This is a genomic window from Brevibacillus sp. AY1 (genome assembly GCF_029870785.1).
Taxonomy (GTDB): domain Bacteria; phylum Bacillota; class Bacilli; order Brevibacillales; family Brevibacillaceae; genus Brevibacillus; species Brevibacillus invocatus.
The window spans coordinates 23,979-46,760 of the sequence record NZ_JAFLPN010000003.1; the positions used below are offsets into that span (position 1 = coordinate 23,979).

The following is a 22,782-nucleotide window of genomic DNA, read 5'->3' on the forward strand; positions in this document are numbered from 1 at the left end:
ATCTGCCATTGGTAAATGGTGGTATACGTCCGTCTTTTTATCATAAAAAATGTGAGTTCTTATCAATAAACAAAATTTTATTAGAATTAAAACGCTTACATTCTCAGAAATGCTTTTCACCTTTATTGTGCTGATTCCCTGTTCGTGTTATTCTAAATTCCTACATTATTTTTAGAAGTTTCAGAATTGTTTAAAGGAGGTGGGTGGTCAGCCTAGACTGACCGGAAATCATGCTAAACAGAGACAAAAAAGAAACCATCGAAAGCTTTCAAAATTACCACCATATCGAACACGACAGCTGTGGGATCATCTGCATCGTCGAAAAATCAGGAACACCTACTCGCAAAAATCTCGAGGAGACCATCCGCTCTTTGATCCAAATGGAGCATCGCTCTGGCTTTATTGACGGCGAAGGGGACGGTTGTGGGGTCTTGACAGATATTCCGCGCGCCCTGTGGTCCAGCTATTTGGCAGAAGCTGGCCTGGACGGCAGTCTTTCCTCTGACTCCCGCTTTGCCGTAGCCCACTTGTTCGTGCCACGTACCGGACACGATGCCAAGGACGTTCAGCAACAGATTCGCACCCTGTTTACCGATGACGGACTCACCATTCTCTTGGAGCGTGAAAATTCCGTAAATTCCCAGGTACTTGGCAAAAACGGCAAGCGCGATGAGCCGATCTTCTGGCAGCTGGCTATTCTCGCTCCAGAAGGCTTGACTGATGCTGCTTATGCCAGTCGCCTGTTTGACATTCATGCCGCGATCGAAGCGGCACACCATGTACACGTCGCGTCACTCAGCCCGGTCACCAGTGCTTACAAGGTGATGGGGGCCGCCAATATTTTGCCTCTTTACTTCCATGACTTGGCAGATGAGCGCTTCCTCTCTTCTGTAACGATTGGTCACAACCGTTACTCCACCAATACGCTGTCCAATTTCTTCCGCGTTCAGCCGTTTTCTTTGCTCGGCCACAATGGTGAGATCAATACGATCAGCAAGCTGGAAGAAGAAGCCCACATGCTTGGAGTGCCTCTGGTAAATGGCGGCAGCGACTCGCAAAACGTCAACCGCACCATCGAAACGTTCATTCACCGCTACGGTTTGAGTCTTTTCGAGGCGATGGAAGTGGTTTTCCCGCCGATTCATCATGAAATGAAAAACCTCCCTGCCCATCTGCAGGATCTGTACGTTTACTTGCGTCAGGCATGGGGGCATTTTGCCCAAGGACCTGCCGGTATCGTCTCTCGCTATGCCAATGAATGTGTCTTCAGTGTCGATGCGCTCGGCCTGCGACCGCTCTGGATGGTAGAAAGTGCGACTTCCCTATACTTCTCGTCTGAACAGGGCGTCATCCTCGCGCAAGATATGGCAAGCGAGCCAAAATCACTGGCACCAGGAGAAAAAGTGGGTGTCGTGCTGCACAAGGACAAAGATGTCGAAATCATCGCACATCATCAGCTCCAGCAAGCCATTTTTGAGCGTTTTTCGCAAAAAATCAAACCGGAAGGCTCTAGCCAGCATCTACATTACGCCTATCAGTTGGAAACCTTGTCAGCTGAACCGGATGCGACAGCTCCTACTGCTCCTATCTACAGCGCATTCGGCTGGGATCGCGAGCAGGTGCAGCTGGTGGAGCAGATGGCTTCCAACGGCGCTGAACCGATTCGTTCCCTGGGGCACGACGGACCGCTTGGTGCTCTCTCCAAAGAGCGGCAAAATCTGGCTGACTACGTGAAAGAAAGCGTTGCGGTCGTAACCAACCCTGCGATTGACCGAGATCGTGAAATGGAGCATTTCTCCACCCGCGTGGTGCTTGGCTCCCGCGTGCCGCTCGCAGGCAAAGAAGGCAGCTATCCGCGCATGGAGCTTCCTTCTCCGATACTCATGGAGGGCAAATCCCTGCAGGATGAAGCGAAAAAACAGGGCACACATTCGCTTGAGCAGGTGATCCACTACTTCAACAATACACCGCATAGCATCGCGATCCTGTCGACGCATTTTACTGAACAGGACGGCCTCCAGGCTGGACTTGCACACTTGCAGGAATCCGCTCTGAAAGCAGTGAAAAACGGCGCTATTCTGCTCATTCTGGACGATACTGAAACGCATCAGCAGGAAAAATACTGGTTTGATCCTTTGCTCGCTGTCACCGCTGTGGACCAGGGCTTGAAAGCAGCCTTCGACGAACAAGGCATCAGCTTGCGCCGCAAAGCGAGCATCATCCTGCGCTCTGGCGCGATCCGTTCCTTGCACGATCTGGCACTCTCCATCGGCTCTGGCGCAGATGCCATCTCGCCATATCTGATGTTTGCGACTGCCTTTGCCAAGGACGCAGCAGCCTCCGCTGGCAATCTGTACAGCGCGTTGAACAAAGGACTGGAGAAGGTCACCTCCACCATCGGTATTCACGAACTGCGCGGCTACGGCAAGCTGTTCTCGTCCATCGGTCTTCGCCAAAATGTGGCCGAGGCGCTTGGCATCGTCAACTTCTGCGGCTCCGAACAGGCTGGTCTATCCTTTGATGAGCTGCAGGCAGACAGCTTGAAGCGCCATGCGGATTATTCCAACGAGGCTGCACGTGAGTCCAAGACCTTCCACATCTTCCCGCGTCTCTGGAAAGCGATCGGGCAGATGGCAGCAGGCGATATTCCTTACTCCGATTACGCTTTGAAACTGGATGAAAACGAACGGGAGAATCCGATCGCGATTCGCCATGTGGCCGATTTTGCCTTTGATCAGGCCGAGAAGAAAGTGGCTCCAGAGACCGTAGACATCAGTGTTGGTGATCATTCCCTGCCATTCCTGATTTCGTCCATGTCCTTCGGTTCGCAAAACGAGACCGCATTTCGCGCATATCCTGAAGCAGCCGATCAGCTCAACATGATCTGCATGAACGGGGAAGGCGGGGAGATCAAGGATATGCTGGGCCGCTATCGCCATACACGCGGTATCCAGGTCGCATCCGGTCGCTTTGGAATCAACGTAGAGCTGGCCAACGCAGCCTACATTCTGGAAATCAAGATCGGCCAAGGGGCAAAACCAGGCGAAGGCGGACACCTGCCAGGCTCCAAGGTGACTCCTAAAATTGCCGCGGCGCGTAATGCAACTGTCGGCTCTGACCTGATCTCGCCATCCAACAACCACGACATCTACTCGATTGAAGATCTGGCTCAGATGATCACCGAATTGAAAACCGCCAATGATAAAGCAAAAATCTGCGTCAAAGTGCCGATTGTTCCCAATATCGGAACGATTGCAGTCGGTGTAGCCAAGGCTGGAGCTGACTTCATCACGCTCTCCGGCTTTGATGGCGGGACAGGTGCAGCTCGTGTGCATGCTCTGCAGCACGTAGGCTTGCCAGCTGAGATCGGCGTCAAGGCTGCTCACAACGCCCTGCTGGAAGCTGGCCTGCGCGACAAGGTCGAGCTGTGGGCAGACGGCGGCGTGAAGAGCGCTGCAGACGTCGTGAAGCTGATGCTCCTGGGCGCCAACCGAATCGGTTTCGCTACCCTGGCAATGATCGCAGTCGGTTGTACAACTTGCCGTGGCTGCCACCTGGATACGTGCCACGTCGGGATTGCGACACAGATCGACTCGATGGAGGAAGCGCATGAAAAAGGCTTGCGCCGCTTCGTGCCTCGTCAGACCGATCTGGCTGTATCCGGTCTGAAAACATTCTTTACCGCGTTCGGCGATGAAGTACGTCGCATCACGGCAGAGCTGGGCTTTAGCCGTACCCAGGACCTGGTCGGACGCTCTGATCTGCTGGTACAAACTCGCTTGCAGGAAAAAATCGATTTGACTGCCCTCCTCGCTGTGCATCCGCTCTACAAAGCAGCAGCTGCATCGGCAGCAGTCGAAGAGGCAGAAGAGCGTGTGCTGGTAGCCGCAGGCTCGGTAGCTGTCGCGAGCGATTCCCGTTACTTCAGCGCTGACCGTCCGATCAAGGAGACGTTCACCAGCATCCTCTCCGGAGAGCGTGTGCTCGGCAGCCGCTGGGCAGGTGCTCGCGTGGAAAACCATCTGGATGGCAGCTACAGCTCCCTGCCTGAAGTATCGCTCGACTTCGTGGCTGGCAGCGTGCCTGGCAACGGTCTGGCTGCCTACAACGTAGCTGGAGTCAACATCCGAGTACAAGGCGGCGCACAGGATGGCGTCGGCAAAACCAGCTTTGGCGGTCGCGTCTCCATCTTGAAGGCAAAAGGATTACAAGGCGAGTACGTCAATGGCTCTGTCGGCAAAAGCTTCTGCTACGGTGCACAAAAAGGCTTGTTCATCGTGCAGGGCAATGCGGATTCCCGTGCCTGTATCCGCCTTTCCGGAGCAGACGTGGTCTTTGGCGGCGAAATCAAAGAGCCGATCAACGACCAGCTCGGCGGCATCGGCGCTCGCGCCAACCTGAAGGGCTTTGCCTTTGAATACATGACCAATGGCCGTGCAGTGGTACTGGGCGATCCAGGTCCTTGGATTTGTGCAGGGATGACCGGAGGGGTCGTCTACGCCAAGCTCAATCCGGAAATGGGCTTTGATCAGGCCGCACTGGAACGCCGGATCGCAAAAGGTGCCAAGGTATTCCTCTACAAGCTGGATGAACAGGGCAAGAACGATGTGGCTGAATTGCTCGGCGCCTACAAGGAAGAGCTGCTCGCCACCGAGCAATACGAAACAGCCAGCCGTGTCCAGCAATGGATCGATGACGCTGCTTCTCACTTTGTCATGATCACACCGAAGAAGGAGCAGGCTGACCCGTCTGTTTCCACCGAGTAATCAACGTGAACAACTTGTTTCGCACATGCGCGCTTCCCCCAGTCGGGAAGCGCGCATTTTTTCTTCAATATAAGCCTTCGTTTATATTGTCAAAGTTAGTCAGGGATTGTACAATAATAAATGAAACTGACAGCTGGTTATTTCGTAAACATAATACGTACACGCATTGCATGATAATAAAAAAAGCAAACATGAAGCTAAACATACATGAAGGAGTGATTTTGCGTGTTTTTTCACCCGATGGACTTTCTGATTCTCATCGCCTTTGGTCTTTCAATCTGGGCGCAATTCCGTGTCAAAGGGACCTTTAAAAAGTTTGCGGAAGTTCCAGCTTCCTCTGGCATGACCGGAGTCGAAGCCGCTCGCCGCATGCTGGATGCAAATGGATTGACCAATGTTCCGGTCGAGCACATCCCTGGTACGCTGACAGACCACTACGATCCAACTTCCCGCGTCGTGCGCCTGTCTGATCCCGTTTACTTCGGCAACTCGATTGCAGCGCTTTCCGTCGCTTGTCACGAGGTTGGCCACGCGATTCAGCACAAGGTTTCCTATCCGATGCTGGTCGCTCGTCACCGCATGTTCCCGGTCGTCAACCTGGTTTCCGGTTCTGCGCCATTCCTCTTGCTGGGAGGATTGCTGTTCCAAATGTCAGGACTTCTGCTCCTGGGGATCATCTTCTTCTCCGGTGCGGTCGCTTTCCAGCTGGTGACCCTGCCAGTCGAGTTCAACGCCAGCAGCCGTGCGAAGCAGCAGATGGTCAAAATGGGCTTCATCCGCAATACAGAGGAAGGCGGAGCCAACAAAGTTCTCGGTGCCGCAGCACTCACTTACGTAGCGGCTGCCCTGATCTCCGTTCTGGAGCTGATCAAGTACATCATGATCTTCCGCAGCTCGGACGAATAATTGGCTTCGTTTAAAACGCAAGGTACAGCCCTCCTTTTCATGGGGGACTGTACCTTTTTTTCATGGGCTGCGCTACAATAGGACAGGGGGTGTACCAATGAAAATCGGAATAATCGGATTAGGCAGTATGGGACAAATGCTGGTCAACGCTTTTTGCAAAAGCGGAGCCGTCCTGCCGAAAGATCTGATCATCTATAATCGATCCCGTGAAAAAGCGGAGAAACTGCAAAAACCATACAGCCTGGAGATTGCCTCCTCTGCCCAAGAGGTCTGTGAACGCTCAGAGCTTCTCTTTGTCTGCACTAAGCCTCTGGATATTCTCCCGCTACTCCGGGAGCTGACTATTCCTGAACCCGTACATGTCGTCTCTGTGGCTGCCGGTGTCCGTATAGAAGACCTCGAAGCTGTACATACAGGAGCTGTGAGCAAGGTTATTCCGACGGTGACGTCACAGGAATTGCGCGGTGTCTCTCTCTATACCTGCAGCAGCCGGCTTTCAAGTGCACAAAAACAGCAGCTGGTCGCCCTTTTATCGTCGATCGGCGTGGCAGAGGGTATCGGAGAGCAAGAGATCGAGACCGCGACGATTCTGACCAGCAGCGCACCAGGACTGCTCGCCGGAATCATGGAGTCCTTCGCTCAGGCTGCCGTCCGCAAAACACCTGGACTTTCGATTGATTCGGCCCGCGAGATGCTTGTAGAAACGATGTTAGGGACAGCGAAGCTGCTGCAAGCCGAGCAGCTCGGGTTTGATCAATTGATCGAGCGTGTTGCCACCAAAGGCGGGATTACGGAAGAAGGGCTGCGCGTACTGGACCAAAGACTGCCCGACGGATTCGACGAGCTTTTTGACATGACAGAATCCAAGCATGCGATGTTGAAAGAAATGGTAAAAAAACAGCTCTAGTAAATTTCATACAAAGGAGACATTTCGTCATGAAAATCGGTTGGATCGGCTTGGGGAATATGGGAGTACCGATGGCGAGCAATCTGCTTCAAGCAGGTTATGAGCTGTACGTGTGGAATCGAACGCCGGAAAGAACAGTGGCATTGCTCGAAAAAGGGGCTAAAAACACTGATTCTCTTGCACACCTGGTAGAAATCTGCGACGTACTCTTTACGATGGTCAGCGATGATGCAGCCGTGAAAGAGATCTATACCGGGTCTCAGGGCATCCTCTCCGCAGCCAGCGTGCAGGGCAAACTGGCGGTGGATATGAGCACAATCTCACCCGAGACCTCGCGCCTGATCGCCGAGCAATCGAAGCGAGTCGGCTTGCGCTTCCTCGACGCACCGGTGTCCGGCAGTGTGGGACCGGCCAAGGAAGCTACGCTGGTCATCATGGCAGGAGGGGAACAGCAAGACTTTGAGGAAGCAAAGCCATTGCTGGACAAGCTGGGCAAAATCGCTCTTCACCTGGGACCGAACGGGGCTGGCACATCCGCCAAGCTGGCGATCAACCTGCTACTGGGCATAACTGTCCAGGGTGTTTCAGAGACCATCCTCTTCGCTCGTTCCCTCGGGATCGGCACCGAACAAATGCTGCAAATCATCTCGGAGAGCGCAGTAGGGACACCACTCATTCGCGGAAAAGCACCGTCCATCCTCGCTGACGACTATCCTGCCGCTTTTGCTTTGAAGCATATGACCAAGGATTTGCGCCTGGCTCGGGAAGCCGGCGTCGCGACTCCCTTGGCTGAATCCGCTGAAGCCAGCTACCGCCATGCTTTGGAGAACGGCATGGGCGACCTCGATCTGATGGCGATTTTACGGTACTTGAGCAACCAAAAGTGAAGAAAAAGGAGAGCATCCAGAACAAGACGCGTTTGGATGAATCTCCTTTTATGTTTACGCATTTGTATAGGCAAGGGACAGCATGAGATACACCTTTTCATCCGTGCTGTTGATATACGTATGCTGCTCCTCACCCTGAAAGCGGATCACGTCCCACTTCTCCAAATGATAGGTCTTCGCCCCGACCATCAGCTCCAGCTGGCCGTTTAATACAAAGACGGTTTCCTCTGATCCTTCCAGGTGGAATTCACGGTGCCTAGTGTGAGGCTCGATACAGGCACGATACCATTCCATCGTCCCGTTCGTCTTGTATAAGGGCTCCACGAACCAATCATGATTGTGCCCCGCCAGCGAATGTCTGTCTGCGAATCGATACAGCGCAATGTCATCTTGAAACGACAGCAATGATGACAAGGGAATCTGTAACCCTCTCGCTATTTTCCACAAGATTTGAAGCGTCGGATTGGCTTCGCCTCTTTCGATTTTTCCCAAAGTCAATTTGCTCACATCACATAAGGTGGCCAGCTCCTCGAGACTGAGCTTTCTAGCTTTGCGAATATCTCTTAAATTGCTTCCGACCTGTCCCGTTACTTCCTGCTCTGCGTCTTTCACAATTTACCTCCATCAAAAAGTATACTATACTATACAAAATGATTAATTATATGTGTTTTCCATTCCCTATAGTATACCAGACAGATAACCCGCGACACATATAAAAAAAGAAGAGAGGCCTATCATGGTACAACCTAACAAACGCACAATCCTGTGGAGCATCTTCGCTTTGTTTGTGATTTCCATGAATTTGCGTGCGGCGATTACCTCCATTTCCCCGGTGTTGAAAGATATACAGTCCGACTTGCATATTTCTAGCATAACGGTTAGCCTGCTCACTTCTATCCCAGTTTTTTGCATGGGAATTTTTGCACCAGTCGCGGGAAAGCTTAGCGATCGTTGGGGAATCGAACGGACCATTGCTTTAGCCATTTTACTGATCGGGGCATCTACAGCTTTGCGCCTCGTGTCCACATTTTCATCCCTTTTATTGCTGACAGCCGTTTTGGCAGGGATCGGAATTGCGATAGCAGGTCCATTGATTTCCGGCTTTATCAAGGAACACTTTCCGCAACACTCTTCCGCCATGATCGGGGTATACTCTGCCGGAATGGGCATTGGCGCTTCCCTGAGTGCTGGATTGGTCGTGCCTGTCATGGAGCTTTTTCATCAGTCATGGAATATTGCTTTAGCCGTTTGGTCGGTATTTGCGGTCATGGGCATCCTCGTCTGGATTCCAATCATGAAAAAGTCAGCCCAGAAGAAAACAGAATCCGCCCTTTCTCCCCAGCCTAAAACCACACTGCCTTGGGGGAATCGATACGCATGGCGCCTGACGCTCATGTTTGGCCTTCAATCAGGTACCTACTATTCCTTCGCTACCTGGTTGGCACCGAAAGCCCTAGAGATGGGATACACCAGCTCGTATGCAGCAACGACCGCTACTGTTTTTTCCATCATTCAGATGGTAGGCAGCTTGATCATACCCCTTTTCCTGGATCGCAACGTAAATCGAAGGCCTTGGCTGATCCTCAGTGCGATGAGCTCGATGCTGGGTATCGTCTTACTGCTGACTGGAATGGCTTCACCTGTGCTTTGCGCGGTACTGATGGGAATAGGCGCCGGTGGACTGTTTCCCTTGACGATGATTCTGCCCCTAGATGAGACTTCTACACCAAAAGAAGCCAGTCAGTGGACGGCGATGATTCAATTCGGCGGCTATTTGATTAGCGGGATTGTGCCGATCGTCGTGGGAGCTGTGAAAGATATGACGAATACCTACAACTATGCCTTCATGGCCCTGCTCTTCGTTTTTGCAGCGGTGATTCTTCTATCGTTAAAGGTGCGAAAGAAAAGAGAAGCTCCCATCCCGCTCCAAGAAGAAAAAGCTGCCAGCCTGTAAAACGGGAAAAGCCAGTGGGAACACGAGAGAGTGTCACACTGGCTTGCTTTTTTCCTTAAAGATCCAATACGACCGCCATTTCTTTTCCAAACCGGTCACCGTGATCCACAAACCCCAGCTGAGCGTACAGCCGATGGGCAATCCCCTTTGGCTGTTCATGTATCTATGTAGCTAGCAAGCGATCACGCAGTCGCTCGGCATCTGCAACGGCTTTTTCATCCTCCATAATTTCGCCCGGCTTGTTTCCTTCCCCGATGATGTAGCCTGCAAATGGCATTCCCACGAAGGAAAAGATGTACTGAAACTGCTGGATGAGGGGCAGGCCTTTGATACGCGGCTCATCTCCGCCTGTCGTAATGACATACGCCTGCTTTTGTCCAAGTGCATCCTTGAAGGCATAGCGCTTGTCACGTAGGCTCTGAGACCAGCGATCCACGAAGTTTTTCATGTGACCGGACATCCCGTACCAGTAGATCGGCGTGGCAAATACGAGGGTATCGTGGGCAAGTACGGCTTCGATCACTTCATCATAATCATCTGCAACTGCTGCAAAGCCGTCCGGTTCATGTCTTTGGTCCAGAATCGGCAGGATCTTCTTTTCCCGTAGCCGAATCGTCGTGTGTGGAATCCCCTCTACGGCCAGGTTGGCCAGCAGCTCGGTGTTGCCATTTTCGCGGGAGCTTCCTTGCAGTACCAGAACTTTCATCATTCTTCACTCCTGTCCATGAATGGAGCAAAGATCCCCCTGACTGATCAGCCAGAGGGAATCTGAAGCTTTCTGTCTTATGCGCGCACAGATTCTACTGAACGGGCCTGATAGAGCCGTATGGCGATGACCACAGCTCCTCCCAGCATGACAGCAGATAAATAATAGACGGCTCGCGGTCCCTGCCATTCTGCAAAAGCTCCCATGAGCAGAGCAGACAGGCCGAACATGAGGGAGTCAATCGTATCTTTGGCAGACAGGACGTATGGCAGCCTAGACTCCGGTACCGCTTGCTGCAACACGGTTTGCTTGGCAATCAGCTGCATTTGAAATACAGGTCCGAGCATAAAGGAAAACAGCAAGGCAGCCAACGGTTCGCTGCTGCTGGCAAATAATACGGTAAGTACGCTTGCGCCAATCGTCCCTACGATGATCCAGCGATACAACTGCTGCTGCATTCGCTGTGCAGCCGCCAAAAGGGCGGTTACACCGACGATGGAGCCAAGCATGTAGCCTGCATTGATGTACCCCCACCACTCCTCGCCCTGCCCCAAGACTTTCAGGACAAAAGGCAGAATGATCGCAGCAATCCACACTCCTCCAGACAAAGCAACCAGCACATCCATCATGACGATGAGCCGCAGTCTGGGCTCTCTTCGAATCCATTGCCAGCCGGTCAACAGGCTTGTTTTTTCCGGCTGCTCCGCAAGCTCCGTCCTCTGTGTCGAACCGATGAACAGCATGGCCCATGCAGCCATCGCATAAGCAGCAACCGTTCCCCATAGCACATCCTCAGCGCCAAGCCAGACAACCGCTATACCACCTGCTGCCCAGCCTGCAAAGTACACGGTCTGATCCGAAGCCGCAAGCAGTCCGTTCGCCCGAAGCAGCCTATCACGAATGACCAACCGAGGAACCAGGGCATTTCGCGCAGGAGTAGCCCACCCGTCCAGATAAGCGATAGCTGCAATCAGGATGAACAGGAGCCATTCCCGCTCAATCGCTGCAATAGCCACGATGACGAGCAGTCCGGTCTTCAAGGTTTGCGAGATCAGAAGCAGGCGCTGCAAGGAAAATCGTTGAAAAAGCAAAGGAGCCGTCAAGCTGCCCAATGACCGCATGGATACGTTCACGACCGGCACCAGTGAAGTGAAAAAAATCGAGTCCGTCGCCGTGAAGATGATCGAAATGATCGCGACAATATAAAAAACATCCCCCAGATTGGCCAAAGATTGACCCGCCCAGAGGAATAGAAAACGTTGATTCCACATGACTTGCAACCCCCTGTCGGTTCGTAAACACGCTCATCGCTGCGTTTTAATTGGAAACCAGTTTCCCAACCGACATCTTCTTACAATGGAGTTGCACCTCATTTCCTTTTTCAAAGTAGCACCATTATATTCCAGCTTCTGGTTCCTGTACAGAGCGCTTTCTGAAAAAGCTGTAGTAGACCCAGCCGGCATTGATAAGCAAGAAGGCACTCGTCATCCAGAACACACCGCTAATGCTGATATAGCCAGCGACGAACCCACCAATCATCGGCCCGAGCATGCTTCCGATGCTGACAAAGCTGTTGTTGTAGCCATATACCCGACTGACCATATGGGTTGGAGTCGCTCGACGCAGAAGCGCATTGACGGAAGGCAGCAAGCCCCCTAGTGATAAGCCCAATAAGAATCGGAGCAGGATCAACTGCCACACGGCTCCCACAAATCCTTGCGGGATAAACAGCAAGCCAGCAACCACCAGCGAGCCCAACAGCACTTTTTGCGATCCGTATCTGTCGCCAAGCTGCCCGAGCCGCGGAGCCGCAAAGACATTGGCCACGCCCATCGCCGCCTGCACGATCCCTGCCCACAGCGCAACCTTGGTTCCCTCGTGTCCCAGCAGCTGCGAGATGTAAATGGGCAGCACAGGCATAATGCTTAACAAGGCGAACTGAATCATGACTGTGACAAAGAAAAGAGTAGGCAGTTCCTTCGAGGAAAATATGAGCTGAAAGTCTTCACGAAGACTGGAACGCTCCTGTTTTTCAGGTGGGGTAAACTTCTCATGCACCGTAAAGGTGATGACCAGCGTCGAAACGAACAGCAAGCTGCCCGTCACCACAAATATCATTCGAAAGCCGATATAGTCCGCCATGATCCCGCCAAACAACGGCCCCATGATCGTCCCCGCGGTAATAAACGATTGCAGCAAGCCTTGCGCCCATCCGATTTTTTCCTTCGGCACAGATGACGCTACAAGCGCCGTACTGGCAGGTATAATCCCGCCGACCAATCCATTGATCAAACGCAGGCCGAGCAGCTGCCACAAGCTTCCTGCAAAGCCTGTCAGCGCTACGGTAATGGACATGAAGTAGCCAGAGCGCAAAATCATGATCTTGCGCCCGTGCTTGTCAGCAAGGTTTCCCCAGATCGGTGAAACCAGTCCCGCTGTCAAAAAATTGGCTCCGAAAATAATACCTGCCCACATCGTGACCTCGTGGGGATCTTCGACGCCAAAATCCTGCTGAATAAAGAGTGGTAAAAACGGCATGACCATGCTCATGGCCAGCATGCAGAAAAAGAGGCATCCACATAAAACGTACAAGTTCCGACGCCATGTCTCCACCGGCATCTCCTCCAATCCTCTGCCCCCTCACAAGTGCTGCTCTCTCAAGCTGCGGGCAGATTCCTAGCTCAACCCGTTACGGCCTCTATTGTGGCTCGGTTGCATTTCCCAAATCCTGCACATGCCACAGTGTGTGGTAGACACCGTGCAGCTCCAGGAGTTCTTCATGTCTTCCCTGTTCTACGATTTGGCCGTCCTTCATGACCACGATTTTGTCGGCATGGGTAATTGTAGACAGTCGATGAGCGACGATGATCGTCGTTCTTCCCTTGGTGAGTCGAGACAAGGACTCTTGAATCATGTGCTCGGATTCCAAATCCAGCGCGGATGTGGCTTCATCCAAAATCAGAATGCCCGGATCACGCAGAAACACGCGCGCGATGGCAATTCGTTGCTTCTGCCCACCCGACAGCTTCACGCCGCGCTCTCCCAGTTCGGTCTCATACCCATCTGGCAGCTCCATGATAAAGTCGTGCGCATTGGCAGCCTGTGCAGCATGAACCACAGCTTCCTGGTCTGCCTCGGGATTGCCCATCAGAATATTTACCTTTGCTGATTCACTGAACAAAATGTTGTCCTGCAATACCATCCCAATATGATGGCGCAGGTTGCGCTGCTTCACGTCACGAATATCGATGCCATCGATGGTGATCCTGCCCTCGGATACATCCCAAAAACGCGGTACCAGACTGATCAGCGAGGATTTTCCTCCGCCTGACATTCCAACGATGGCTACTGTTTCCCCAGGTTCAATTGTCAAGTTGATCCGATCCAGAACCACGGGTCCCTCATCGCGGTAACGGAATGACACATTTTCAAAGCGAACTTCACCACGAATCCGTTTGGTTTCCGGATCGACAGGCATTTCCTTGGCATCTGGCTTGTCAGTTATATCATACGCTTCATCGAGGAACTCAAACATTCGGTCCATCGAAGCGATCGACTGTGTCAAGACTGTAGATGAATTGACCAGTCGGCGCAACGGCGTATAGAGACGATCCAGATACACGTAAAACGCAACCAGCGTACCTACACTTAATCCCCCGCCGACGACCTGGTAACCGGCATAGGCAATGACCAGCAGCGGTGCAATATCTGTCACAGTATTGATGACCGCGAACGTCCTTGCATTCCAGCGTGTATGGTCCAGCGCCTTTTGCAAGAAGTGATTGTTCTCCTTGGCAAAGTGCTTGCTCTCATGTTTTTCCAGAGCAAAGCTGCGGATCAAAGACATGCCTCCCACACGCTCATGCAAATGTCCCTGCAAATGGGCGAGTGCTGCCGATCGATCCTTGGTTACCTGACGCAATCGCTTGTAGAAATATTTGACTGCGATGCTGTACAGCGGAAATACAATGATCGCAACGATGGTCAACTCCACATCCATGTAAAACATGACGCCTAGAGTAAGAACGATGGTGATCAGATCGAGCCAGATGTTCATCAACCCGGTCTCGATAAAGCTTTTCGTCGATTCGACATCGTTGATGACGCGGGAAATCACTTCACCCGTCTTGTGATTGTTGTAATAGCGCATGGAGAGGCGTTGCAAGTGACCAAACAGCTGATTGCGAATATCAAATAAAATGCGACTGGATACCCACTGGGCGTAGTACTGACGGACGTACTCGACAGGCGCGCGCACCACTGTAAACAGCAGGAAAGCGCCCAGCATCAGCCAGAACAGCTGTCGGAGCTTTTCTTCCTGAGGCAAAGGACTGGGTAGAAGATCATCAATCACGTACTTGATTAAGAGCGGCAACAAGAGAGGAATTGCAAATTTGACGATGCCAATCAGAATCGTACCGGCGATCTGCTTCCAGTATGGCTTTACATAGCTCATATAACGCCGGATGCTGCTCAACCAAAAGTCCCTCCTTTGGAACAAGGAAATCCCTCCCCCGATTACGGGAAAGGGATTATTCCTCATCATCTCTTACCAGCTGATAACGATCATACCAACGCTGAACAAAGCCATTTTGAAACGGTCCGCGACGTGCACGCACCCATTCCACTACCTCGCGCAATGCAGACTGTACGCGCTCCACCACAAATGGAGGGTAATTCATCTGTTTGCTGTGCAAAAGGAATTCCTCTTCATCCAGGATGGAATACGTCATATCCGGATATACTTTCACGTCCAGATCATAGTCTATGTAGCTAAGCAGTTGACCTTTCATGCTGAATGGCGAACCGAGATTACAGTAGTAATAAATACCGTCGTCACGGATCATCGCAATGGTGTTGAACCACTGACCACGACCAAATGTACAAATGGCCGGCTCACGAGTACGCCACTCCCGTCCGTCTGCCTCTGTCACCTTGACCCGATCGTTACCCCCAATTACCACTGCATCACTGGTATGGATCAGCGTAGTTTTGTCCCAGATACGGTGCAACGAATGGTCATGTTTATAACTTTCAATGCGGAAATTGGAGCCTGGAGTTGGCGACATTGACTCTCCCCTTTCTTCTCTTCTCTATCTGATTGGGGACAAGCCTTTCAAGAAGAGAGTTTTTTGGAAAGTGTAACATATTTTTGTACTTCATAACCAAGCGAATGGTAAAAAGGAAGCACTCCCGGATTGTTCTGGTTTACCATGATCAGCACGCGATTCACGCCTCTTTGCTTGAAGCGCTTCTCGATTGCTTCTACCAGTTGGCGACCAATCCCGGTGCCTTGCATAGTGGGAAGTACAGCCAATCGATGAAAGTAGGCACGTGCTCCATCAATCGTGCCTACAACAACTCCGACAACCTTGCCATCCTGTTCTGCAACCATTACCAAATCGCTGTCCCAAGCCAGTTGCTGGGCCAAATCGTTTAACGACTCTGTTTCCGATTGGTCCAAACCGGTTTCCTGCCAAATACTTGTAATAGCCGAGTAATCACCGAGTCGAAACGGACGAATCAGCATATGCTGCCTCCTTCGTAGCCTTCTTCACCTATTGTACACCAGATGGACAACTTTGTCTTGTCTGTGAGCAATCCTATCTCTCCATATCGTGCCCAAATATCCAGCCGTACTTAGGTCAACAGGGAGATGCCGCCGTCAACAATCAGCGTTTGACCACGAACCATCCAAGCCTTGTCCGAGAGCAGGAACATGACTGCATTCGCCAAATCCTCTGGCTCGACGATCCGGCCAGCCGGTGTACGTGCTGCTGAGCTTCCCAGCAATTCTTCACGATTCGGGAAGTGACGCAGTGCATCCGTATCAACAGCACCGCCAGATACGGCATTCACCACGATATTATGCTGCGCAAGCTCGACAGCCAGATAACGAGTGATCGCTTCTACCGCTGCTTTGGAAACACCTACAGCTGTGTAATTTTCCAGTACGCGAATAGATCCCAGGCTGGATAGCGAAACGATCTTCCCGCCGTTTCCGCCCTTGATCATTAGTTTTGCCGCTTCTTGCGCACAAAACAACAACGCCTTGCTATTAATCTCCATGGTCCAATCCCAGTGACTTTCTTCCAGCTCCATCAGCGGGCGGAGAACACCGGACGCAGCATTGTTGACCAATACGTCCAAACGACCAAATTCCTGATCGATTTCAGCAAACAGCTCCTTGATCTTGGCTACATCCCCTACATTGGCTTTCACCAGATGCACACGAGCACCCCTTGCCTCCAGCTCGGCTGCTGTTTCTCTTGCCGCGCTTCGATTGCGCAGGTAGTTCAACACCAGATCATAACCCTGATCAGCCAATTGCAGCGCAATGGCTTTTCCGATTCCGCGCGTTCCACCTGTTACGAGTGCTACTTCTTTTCCTGTACTCAAATTGAAAGCCTCCTATCACACCAACTATTAGTATCTGGTACTAAATTCTGAAATCCCGTTATCATTATACAACTCTCTTCCCGCTTTTGCCACCAGATGCTCTCGTAACAAATGATTGCAAAGCTAATTCAAGAGCATACTAAGCATGATTCACCAAGCCACATTCGCTACAAAAGGAACGTGAAGGGGGAACAAAAGGATGTACATAGGACGGGAACTCGATGAGTTGACCATGACGTCAATCGACCGTTGGGAAACTACCGAACTGCTGTATTATCATCACATCTTTTCCCAGCTGGCACCCTATCTCAGTGCGGAGGGAGCATCCCTTCATGTAAAGGTGATCCGCGAGTTGGAATCCAGAGGCCCCGTCGGAGGGGACAGAGGCGGATGGGATCATTCCTCTTCCCCCATCTACGACTAGTTGATAAAGGAGGAGATCGACTTGAAGACAAAATCCACTTCCAGTCAGGTTGGAACGATAGTAGGTCTTGTCTTGTTCAGCATTCTCGCGATGATCGGCTTGATCTACATGTTTTGGTAGAATAAAAGGCGGGTTGCGGCCAAAAGGACGGCTGTAACCCGCTTTTGATGTTGAATATTATCTGAATTAACTTTCTTTTTTAAAACAGGCAAAAAATCCTTTACATCATGAAAAAATTGCCATATTCTATGTGTAGGATTCACACACTACAAAGAAGGAAAGGAGGCTACAACAAATGATGACCACATTCTTCCGTTTCACCGCAGATGTTCATATGGATCTGGCTCTTCAGCTTGTTGTTCAAACTTCATATAGCAGCGCCTCCTGGACCGACGAATTGTAGCCTAAGACACAATACGTGTCTTCATTATTCCTAACTCGTCAGATAACAGACCGCAGGCGTCGTGCTTGTGGTCTTTTCGTTTCCTTGTGCAATGAAAAGACCGCAGATTTCGCCAGCGGTTTTTTCGTTTCTATTTTTTGGAAGGAGGTGATAAGTATGGTACTCAACTTTCTGTATTTCTCCATCAAGATTGAGCGTAACCAGGAAAGCGTGGAACAACGCATCGCGAAGAAAGAACGCGAATTCTACCTGGAACAACGAGCTGAAGCACACGCTCTGGAAGCAGCGCAATGGAATTCACGCATCTAAGGAACTCATACTTTTTAATCCTAAGGAGGGGTTGTAAATGAATAACAAACAAAGACGTCAGATGATGAGATTTACAGGAGTCAAATCGATAGATGGCAGCTGACTGCACCGAATTCTTACGGAAGGGAGGCGTATATAACATGTACATTCCCATGATCTTTTTCTCGATTACGATCGAACGGCGGAAGCTAACACCTGAGCAAAAATGGGCAAGATATCAGCAAAAGAAAGCCATTGCTCAGTGGGAAGAGCAGAAACATCAGGTCTACTCGCAGTTTCCTGAATACTGTATTCGCTAAGGAAACGGCTTGTATCATCAATAGAAAGCAAAAAAAGGTGGATGATTTCCACCTTTTTGCTTTCTATTTCTTGTCCAACATCGGCCTAATTTTATGATGCGCCACCGGAAACGTGTAGTCATCCAGCTCCTCGACGGCTGCAAAGCGTGCTGTCGGCGGGAGCTCATCTCCCGAAATCCAGTCGCAGAGCCACACCTGCATATTCCATTGCAGATGAGAAAAAGTATGCTGAACCTCTCCGATCCTCTCCTGCACTTCCACCTCTACGCCAAAGCGCTCGTTCATCTGCTGGGTCACCAGTTCCCTCTTGGCTGCCTCGCTTTCCACATCGGTCTCTACCATCGGAAATTCCCACATGCCAGCCAAAAGCCCCTGCTCTGGCCGTTTGTTGATCATGACGGCTCCATCACGCACGATCAGGGCAACCTGTAAATGCACCGGTCGCGGTGGCTTCGCCTTGCCTTTGTTCGGCAGCTCTTCCTGGACGCCTTCTCTGCGTGCGATGCAGTAATCAAAGACCGGACACGTGAGGCATTGTGGTGAACGCGGGGAACAGACCATCGCTCCAAGCTCCATCAAAGCCTGGTTAAAATCCCCGGCTCTCCCCTCAGGAATCACCTGGCGTACCAGATGCTCGATTTTGATGCGCGTCGCTGGCTTGGCGATATCGTCAGTCAGGTAGAGAAGTCTGGAATAGACCCGCATCACATTGCCATCCACAGCGGGTTCTGGCTTTTCGTAGGCAATGCTCAGGATCGCACCTGCGGTATATGGCCCTACCCCTTTTAACGTCCGAATCTCTTCTGGTGTTTTTGGGACTACTCCCCCATAGCGCTCCTGCACTTCCCGAGCCGCTGCCTGCAAATTGCGTACACGCGAATAATAGCCAAGCCCCTCCCAGGCCTTCAGCACATCCTCCTCAGAGGCTTCGGCCAATGCCTGAACCGTCGGAAACTTTTCCATGAAATTCGCATAGTAGGGCTTTACGGTATCGACACGCGTTTGCTGGAGCATGATTTCCGACACCCATACGCGGTACGGATCGCGATTGATCCGCCACGGCAGGTCTCTTTTCTGGGCATCGTACCAATCGAGTAAATCTTTCGCAAAGCCAAAAACATGAAACTCTTCCGGTAATGTATAACGCATGCTTTTCTCCCTTTTTCTATCGCTTAACAGGGCAAAATGCCCAAATGTTCAGCTTGCTGCTTCCTCCTGCAATGCAGTCGCAAAACGCTTCATCCGACAAGCGATCCTGCTTGATTTGTTCGTATTGCTCTACATGGTCCACGTCAAAGGTTTCGACGAATAGATCAGGCTGATCATAGCCTTCGAAACAACGAAACTGGCTGGCCCCTTGCTCGGTCATGCGAGCTTCTATCTCCGCAATCAGGGCAAGTGCCTGTTTACGCTTCTCAGGAACCAGCTTATACTCGATAAAAACAGTCATCATCTGGTCATATCCTCCCTTGCGAGGCAACTTCTTTTCATCATACAATCCAGGTGAAAAGGGAACAAGCACACAATTTTTTTCATTTTCAAAGGAAAATACCTGCCCCGGAACGTTATAATAAGCAATAAGAACAGTCTGGAAGGAGGGAGACGAGAGGTTCATGGATACCGCTACACACTTTGCCATGGGATTTGGATTGGCGGGGTTAGCCCATCTCGATCCAGTCGTGGCAGCGACACCAGGCCTGATGGAAGCTGTCATGCTAGGTACTGTCATCGGCTCGCAGGCTCCTGACCTGGATGGCCTTGTCCGCATTCGCGGCAGCGCAGCTTATATTCGCAACCATCGAGGTATCTCCCACTCTGTACCTGCCGTCTTTCTATGGACAGGAGCGATTTTTGCCCTGATTCAACTCTTCATGCCACAAACGAATTGGTTTCACCTCCTCGGCTGGATCTTTCTGGCCGTGTGTCTCCACGTGTTCGTTGATTTGTTCAATGCGTATGGTACCAAGGGCTTGTATCCGTTTCGTGACAAGTGGATCGCGCTAAACACCATTTTCATTTTTGATCCGCTGATTTTTTCCGCTCATCTGCTGGGATTCATGTTATGGGCTTCGGGCTTTCACCCTGGAAAAGTCTTTCTCGGTATTTACCTGCTGATCGCGTGTTATTACTACTGGCGTTATCACGTGCAAAAACGCACGACTGAGCTGGTTCGCCAAAAGATTGGCCGCCCCGGTACCTATACCATCATTCCCACGTTGTCTTGGACACACTGGACCTTTGTCGCTCGTACAGACCAGCATTGGTATGTCGGAGAAGTCAATTCCGGTGACGTGATCGTGCTGGACACCTTCAAGGTCAAAACAGAGAATGAAATCATCGCCGCAGCCAAAGAGTCGTTTCGTGTGAAGTCTTTTCTCGCCTTCACGCATCACGTCCATGTCGAGACGAGAGAGCGTCCTTTCGGCTACGAAGTAAAATGGATCGACCTGCGTTATCGTTCCCGCTTTCAGGGTAAAAGTCACTACATGTTCGTGGCGGTCGTCTATCTCGATTACGAGCTGAACATTCGTGATTCATTCGTCGGCTGGATTCATCGCGGCGAAGAACAGCTGAACAAAAAGCTGGACCCGGATAAACAACTTAACTAATCTCGTACATCAACCCGCTTAAGGCGGGTTTTATTTTTTGACCTGCTTCAAATGATGAGAACTGCACCTTTCTAGCGAGTCAGGTAGACGTTACGATGGGTCTATCAGAATCATCTGAAACAAAAACAGGCTCAAAGGAGAATGGATGCCATGATTCCTATTCGTTATTCGAAGCGAGATATTACAGACAAAGCACAAATCGACCACTTTTTAGCTGTAGCCAAAACCGGGCACCTGGGCATGACAAATGGCATCGAGCCGTATATCATCCCCCTCAACTTCTGCTGGTGGCAGGGCAACCTCTACTTTCACGGCGCCGACTCCGGGCGTAAAATTGAGATGATTTCTGCCAACAATCGCGTCTGCTTCAGCGTCTGTGAAGAATACGGGACAGTGGCTGATCCCGTCCCTGCCCATGTCGATACGGCTTATATGAGTGTTTTTCTCTCTGGTACCATCGAGCGTGTGGAAGAAGCGGAAGAGATGCGGGGAGCCATGCAAGCGATGCTGGACAAATACGTGCCCGGCTATTTCTCAGAGCCACTTCCCTTGCAGCATGTGCTGAAGTACCGTTCCAGCATGGGCAGCACGACTGCTGTCTTTCGAATTACGCCTGATACCATCACCGCCAAGGGGAACCTGGCTGGCGAGGAGAAGAAGTTCTACCCGGGTCGGAAGGTAGAGATGGATGTGTAATCGTAATCGTAGTCGTACAGAACAGCAAAAGACACGCCTATTCCCGTGAATGGCGTGTCTTTTCTATGTTACCTGGAGACTCTACAATTGGGCTGGCGCTGTCATCCCTGTCGAAATGGCGAGTCGGTTCCAGCTATTGATCACGTTGATGGCCATGATCAGCGAGACAGTCTGCTTCTCGTCAAAATGCGCTCTCACTTGCGCGTACACGTCTTCGGGAACGCCGCGGTCTGCAATCAGCGTCACTGCTTCCGTCAGTGCGAGAATCGCTCTTTCCGCTTCCGAATAAACAGCCGCTTCACGCCACACATTCAGCAGATAGATTCGCTGTTCTGTTTCTCCGAGCTTTCTCGCATCTTTCGTATGCATATCCAGGCAAAAGGCACATCCGTTCAACTGTGAGGCGCGAATCTTGATCAGTTCGAGCCATTTGGGCTCAACCCCGCTCTCCTTTACATACTTCTCCATATGGAGCATGGCGTGAAATGCCTCAGGATTAGCCTCTCTAATGGCTTGTATTCGCGGTACACATCCTCCATCTGGATGCTCATTGTGCAGGCAACCCAAACTGCCAGATCGTATGGCTCAAGCTGTTGTAGCGAAAGCTGATATGAAGACGCTCAGCCGTTCGCACATCATCTGCGGCACCCATCGCGTAGATGAGCGGTACGAAGTGTTCACTTCCGTATACCGGAACGGCCTTTTCTGCATGCGGAGCCAAGGTACGGTATTGAGCGAGATCTGCTACATTCCACTTGGTCAGCGTATCCTTGAGCCACTCCTCGAATTCGACTGCCCACTCAAAGGCAGCTCCAGTCGTTTCCCGCATGTTGATATAGGAGAAATTGTGGATCGTGCTGCCACTTCCGATGATCAGCACATCTTTGGCACGAAGCACAGACAAGGCACGGCCGATGGCGTACTGCTGCTCCACGGAGAGCTGTGGGTTGACGGACAAGGAGACGACCGGCACGTCTGCATTCGGGTAGATCATGCGAAGCACCACCCAGTGTCCGTGATCCAATCCCCGATCTTCATTCGCTCTGACAGGAATTCCAGCAGCCTTTAGCAGCTCGTAGGTTTCCTCGGCAATTTCACGATCGCCTTTGGCAGGATACTGGATCTCATACAGCTCTTGAGGAAAACCGCCAAAATCATGAATGGTCGGGTAGACGTCCATCGAGCCCACTTCCTGGACAGGGGATTCCCAGTGAGCAGAGAATATGACGATCGCACGCGGGCGGCGTGGTAAAATTTGCGGAAGCTGATTGAGCGCCTGTGTATACATATTGTTTTCAATCGCGAGCAATGGTGCACCATGCGCGATAAACAGGGATGGCATCATGATCTAACACACTACTTTATTTTTTATACTAGGTTACTTTTAGTAAGTTATAAGTATTATACATGAACCATACGCATTTTTCTATCTGTTCGTTGAAAATAAACAATCAAACTGAAAAATAAAGTGTTAGCACGTAAAAATAATGGTTTAGACTGGGATTATAAACGTATTA

General features: G+C 51.1%; 22 protein-coding genes. 10 read left to right on the forward strand and 12 right to left on the reverse strand.

Annotated features, from left to right (window positions below; genetic code table 11):
• Positions 1-230: 230 nt before the first annotated feature.
• From JZI27_RS04815 to JZI27_RS04830, 4 genes are all read left to right on the forward strand, one after another.
• Entirely contained in the window at positions 231-4,766 is a 4,536-nt protein-coding gene (locus JZI27_RS04815) for a glutamate synthase-related protein (protein WP_251244338.1), read from the forward strand.
• Between the two features lie 225 nt (positions 4,767-4,991).
• Positions 4,992-5,672: a zinc metallopeptidase gene (locus tag JZI27_RS04820; RefSeq protein ID WP_122911258.1), complete on the forward strand. Its 681-nt coding sequence runs from the start codon at positions 4,992-4,994 to the stop codon at positions 5,670-5,672.
• A 97-nt stretch (positions 5,673-5,769) separates the two neighbouring features.
• Complete coding sequence (locus JZI27_RS04825) at positions 5,770-6,579, forward strand: pyrroline-5-carboxylate reductase dimerization domain-containing protein (RefSeq protein ID WP_280206942.1); 810 nt, start codon at positions 5,770-5,772, stop codon at positions 6,577-6,579.
• A gap of 29 nt (positions 6,580-6,608) precedes the next feature.
• Positions 6,609-7,466: an NAD(P)-dependent oxidoreductase gene (locus JZI27_RS04830; protein WP_280206943.1), complete on the forward strand. Its 858-nt coding sequence runs from the start codon at positions 6,609-6,611 to the stop codon at positions 7,464-7,466.
• A gap of 54 nt (positions 7,467-7,520) precedes the next feature.
• On the opposite strand, the gene JZI27_RS04835 is transcribed toward JZI27_RS04830, so the two are convergent.
• Positions 7,521-8,078, reverse strand: coding sequence for a helix-turn-helix domain-containing protein (locus JZI27_RS04835; protein ID WP_251244334.1), 558 nt, complete (start codon positions 8,076-8,078; stop codon positions 7,521-7,523).
• Between the two features lie 124 nt (positions 8,079-8,202).
• On the opposite strand from JZI27_RS04835, the gene JZI27_RS04840 reads away from it, so the two are divergent.
• Positions 8,203-9,420, forward strand: coding sequence for an MFS transporter (locus JZI27_RS04840; protein WP_280206944.1), 1,218 nt, complete (start codon positions 8,203-8,205; stop codon positions 9,418-9,420).
• 163 nt (positions 9,421-9,583) lie between these two features.
• Here JZI27_RS04840 and JZI27_RS04845 read toward each other — a convergent pair whose 3' ends face one another.
• The 7 genes from JZI27_RS04845 to fabL all read right to left on the reverse strand — a co-directional run bounded on the left by JZI27_RS04845 (position 9,584) and on the right by fabL (position 16,525).
• Positions 9,584-10,126, reverse strand: a complete 543-nt coding sequence (locus JZI27_RS04845; protein WP_122911263.1) for a flavodoxin family protein — start codon at positions 10,124-10,126, stop codon at positions 9,584-9,586.
• Positions 10,127-10,203: 77 nt separating this feature from the next.
• On the reverse strand, positions 10,204-11,397 hold the full coding sequence (locus JZI27_RS04850) for an MFS transporter (RefSeq protein WP_280206945.1): 1,194 nt from the start codon (positions 11,395-11,397) through the stop codon (positions 10,204-10,206).
• A gap of 124 nt (positions 11,398-11,521) precedes the next feature.
• Positions 11,522-12,739, reverse strand: a complete 1,218-nt coding sequence (locus JZI27_RS04855; protein ID WP_122911265.1) for an MFS transporter — start codon at positions 12,737-12,739, stop codon at positions 11,522-11,524.
• Positions 12,740-12,824: 85 nt separating this feature from the next.
• Positions 12,825-14,582 (reverse strand): ABC transporter ATP-binding protein, encoded by a 1,758-nt coding sequence (locus tag JZI27_RS04860; RefSeq protein ID WP_280207022.1) that lies wholly within the window; start codon positions 14,580-14,582, stop codon positions 12,825-12,827.
• A 76-nt stretch (positions 14,583-14,658) separates the two neighbouring features.
• Positions 14,659-15,195: a DUF402 domain-containing protein gene (locus JZI27_RS04865; RefSeq protein ID WP_122911266.1), complete on the reverse strand. Its 537-nt coding sequence runs from the start codon at positions 15,193-15,195 to the stop codon at positions 14,659-14,661.
• A 47-nt stretch (positions 15,196-15,242) separates the two neighbouring features.
• On the reverse strand, positions 15,243-15,656 hold the full coding sequence (locus tag JZI27_RS04870; protein WP_122911267.1) for a GNAT family N-acetyltransferase: 414 nt from the start codon (positions 15,654-15,656) through the stop codon (positions 15,243-15,245).
• 110 nt (positions 15,657-15,766) lie between these two features.
• The gene (gene fabL, locus JZI27_RS04875; protein WP_280206946.1) at positions 15,767-16,525 is read right to left on the reverse strand and encodes an enoyl-[acyl-carrier-protein] reductase FabL; all 759 of its coding nucleotides are present in this window, start codon (positions 16,523-16,525) and stop codon (positions 15,767-15,769) included.
• A gap of 199 nt (positions 16,526-16,724) precedes the next feature.
• On the opposite strand from fabL, the gene JZI27_RS04880 reads away from it, so the two are divergent.
• From JZI27_RS04880 to JZI27_RS04890, 3 genes are all read left to right on the forward strand, one after another.
• Positions 16,725-16,949: a hypothetical protein gene (locus tag JZI27_RS04880; protein ID WP_122911269.1), complete on the forward strand. Its 225-nt coding sequence runs from the start codon at positions 16,725-16,727 to the stop codon at positions 16,947-16,949.
• Positions 16,950-17,508: 559 nt separating this feature from the next.
• Positions 17,509-17,661 (forward strand): hypothetical protein, encoded by a 153-nt coding sequence (locus JZI27_RS04885; protein ID WP_183185021.1) that lies wholly within the window; start codon positions 17,509-17,511, stop codon positions 17,659-17,661.
• Positions 17,662-17,801: 140 nt separating this feature from the next.
• On the forward strand, positions 17,802-17,960 hold the full coding sequence (locus JZI27_RS04890; RefSeq protein WP_122909253.1) for a YrzI family small protein: 159 nt from the start codon (positions 17,802-17,804) through the stop codon (positions 17,958-17,960).
• 63 nt (positions 17,961-18,023) lie between these two features.
• On the opposite strand, the gene mutY is transcribed toward JZI27_RS04890, so the two are convergent.
• Positions 18,024-19,109 carry an A/G-specific adenine glycosylase gene (gene mutY, locus JZI27_RS04895; protein WP_251244328.1) on the reverse strand — a complete coding sequence of 362 codons (1,086 nt, stop codon included), beginning with the start codon at positions 19,107-19,109 and terminating at the stop codon, positions 18,024-18,026.
• A 16-nt stretch (positions 19,110-19,125) separates the two neighbouring features.
• Positions 19,126-19,413, reverse strand: coding sequence for a hypothetical protein (locus tag JZI27_RS04900; RefSeq protein ID WP_122909280.1), 288 nt, complete (start codon positions 19,411-19,413; stop codon positions 19,126-19,128).
• Positions 19,414-19,573: 160 nt separating this feature from the next.
• Between JZI27_RS04900 and JZI27_RS04905 the strand changes: the two genes are divergently transcribed.
• Complete coding sequence (locus tag JZI27_RS04905) at positions 19,574-20,569, forward strand: metal-dependent hydrolase (protein WP_251244327.1); 996 nt, start codon at positions 19,574-19,576, stop codon at positions 20,567-20,569.
• A gap of 150 nt (positions 20,570-20,719) precedes the next feature.
• The gene (locus tag JZI27_RS04910) at positions 20,720-21,265 is read left to right on the forward strand and encodes a pyridoxamine 5'-phosphate oxidase family protein (protein ID WP_122909250.1); all 546 of its coding nucleotides are present in this window, start codon (positions 20,720-20,722) and stop codon (positions 21,263-21,265) included.
• An 81-nt stretch (positions 21,266-21,346) separates the two neighbouring features.
• On the opposite strand, the gene JZI27_RS04915 is transcribed toward JZI27_RS04910, so the two are convergent.
• Complete coding sequence (locus JZI27_RS04915) at positions 21,347-21,784, reverse strand: carboxymuconolactone decarboxylase family protein (RefSeq protein ID WP_280207023.1); 438 nt, start codon at positions 21,782-21,784, stop codon at positions 21,347-21,349.
• 28 nt (positions 21,785-21,812) lie between these two features.
• Positions 21,813-22,610 carry a dioxygenase family protein gene (locus JZI27_RS04920; protein ID WP_251244324.1) on the reverse strand — a complete coding sequence of 266 codons (798 nt, stop codon included), beginning with the start codon at positions 22,608-22,610 and terminating at the stop codon, positions 21,813-21,815.
• Positions 22,611-22,782 lie beyond the last annotated feature (172 nt).

Excerpts from the sequence above, each read along its gene's own strand:
- JZI27_RS04815 (WP_251244338.1), top strand. The coding sequence starts at position 231 with ATGCTAAACAGAGACAAAAAAGAAACCATCGAAAGCTTTCAAAATTAC.
- JZI27_RS04825 (WP_280206942.1), top strand. The coding sequence starts at position 5,770 with ATGAAAATCGGAATAATCGGATTAGGCAGTATGGGACAAATGCTGGTC.
- JZI27_RS04830 (WP_280206943.1), top strand. The coding sequence starts at position 6,609 with ATGAAAATCGGTTGGATCGGCTTGGGGAATATGGGAGTACCGATGGCG.
- JZI27_RS04840 (WP_280206944.1), top strand. The coding sequence starts at position 8,203 with ATGGTACAACCTAACAAACGCACAATCCTGTGGAGCATCTTCGCTTTG.
- JZI27_RS04845 (WP_122911263.1), bottom strand. The coding sequence starts at position 10,126 with ATGAAAGTTCTGGTACTGCAAGGAAGCTCCCGCGAAAATGGCAACACC.
- JZI27_RS04850 (WP_280206945.1), bottom strand. The coding sequence starts at position 11,397 with ATGTGGAATCAACGTTTTCTATTCCTCTGGGCGGGTCAATCTTTGGCC.
- JZI27_RS04860 (WP_280207022.1), bottom strand. The coding sequence starts at position 14,582 with ATGAGCTATGTAAAGCCATACTGGAAGCAGATCGCCGGTACGATTCTG.
- JZI27_RS04865 (WP_122911266.1), bottom strand. The coding sequence starts at position 15,195 with ATGTCGCCAACTCCAGGCTCCAATTTCCGCATTGAAAGTTATAAACAT.
- JZI27_RS04870 (WP_122911267.1), bottom strand. The coding sequence starts at position 15,656 with ATGCTGATTCGTCCGTTTCGACTCGGTGATTACTCGGCTATTACAAGT.
- JZI27_RS04880 (WP_122911269.1), top strand. The coding sequence starts at position 16,725 with ATGTACATAGGACGGGAACTCGATGAGTTGACCATGACGTCAATCGAC.
- JZI27_RS04885 (WP_183185021.1), top strand. The coding sequence starts at position 17,509 with ATGGTACTCAACTTTCTGTATTTCTCCATCAAGATTGAGCGTAACCAG.
- JZI27_RS04890 (WP_122909253.1), top strand. The coding sequence starts at position 17,802 with ATGTACATTCCCATGATCTTTTTCTCGATTACGATCGAACGGCGGAAG.
- mutY (WP_251244328.1), bottom strand. The coding sequence starts at position 19,109 with ATGCGTTATACATTACCGGAAGAGTTTCATGTTTTTGGCTTTGCGAAA.
- JZI27_RS04900 (WP_122909280.1), bottom strand. The coding sequence starts at position 19,413 with ATGATGACTGTTTTTATCGAGTATAAGCTGGTTCCTGAGAAGCGTAAA.
- JZI27_RS04905 (WP_251244327.1), top strand. The coding sequence starts at position 19,574 with ATGGATACCGCTACACACTTTGCCATGGGATTTGGATTGGCGGGGTTA.
- JZI27_RS04910 (WP_122909250.1), top strand. The coding sequence starts at position 20,720 with ATGATTCCTATTCGTTATTCGAAGCGAGATATTACAGACAAAGCACAA.
- JZI27_RS04920 (WP_251244324.1), bottom strand. The coding sequence starts at position 22,610 with ATGATGCCATCCCTGTTTATCGCGCATGGTGCACCATTGCTCGCGATT.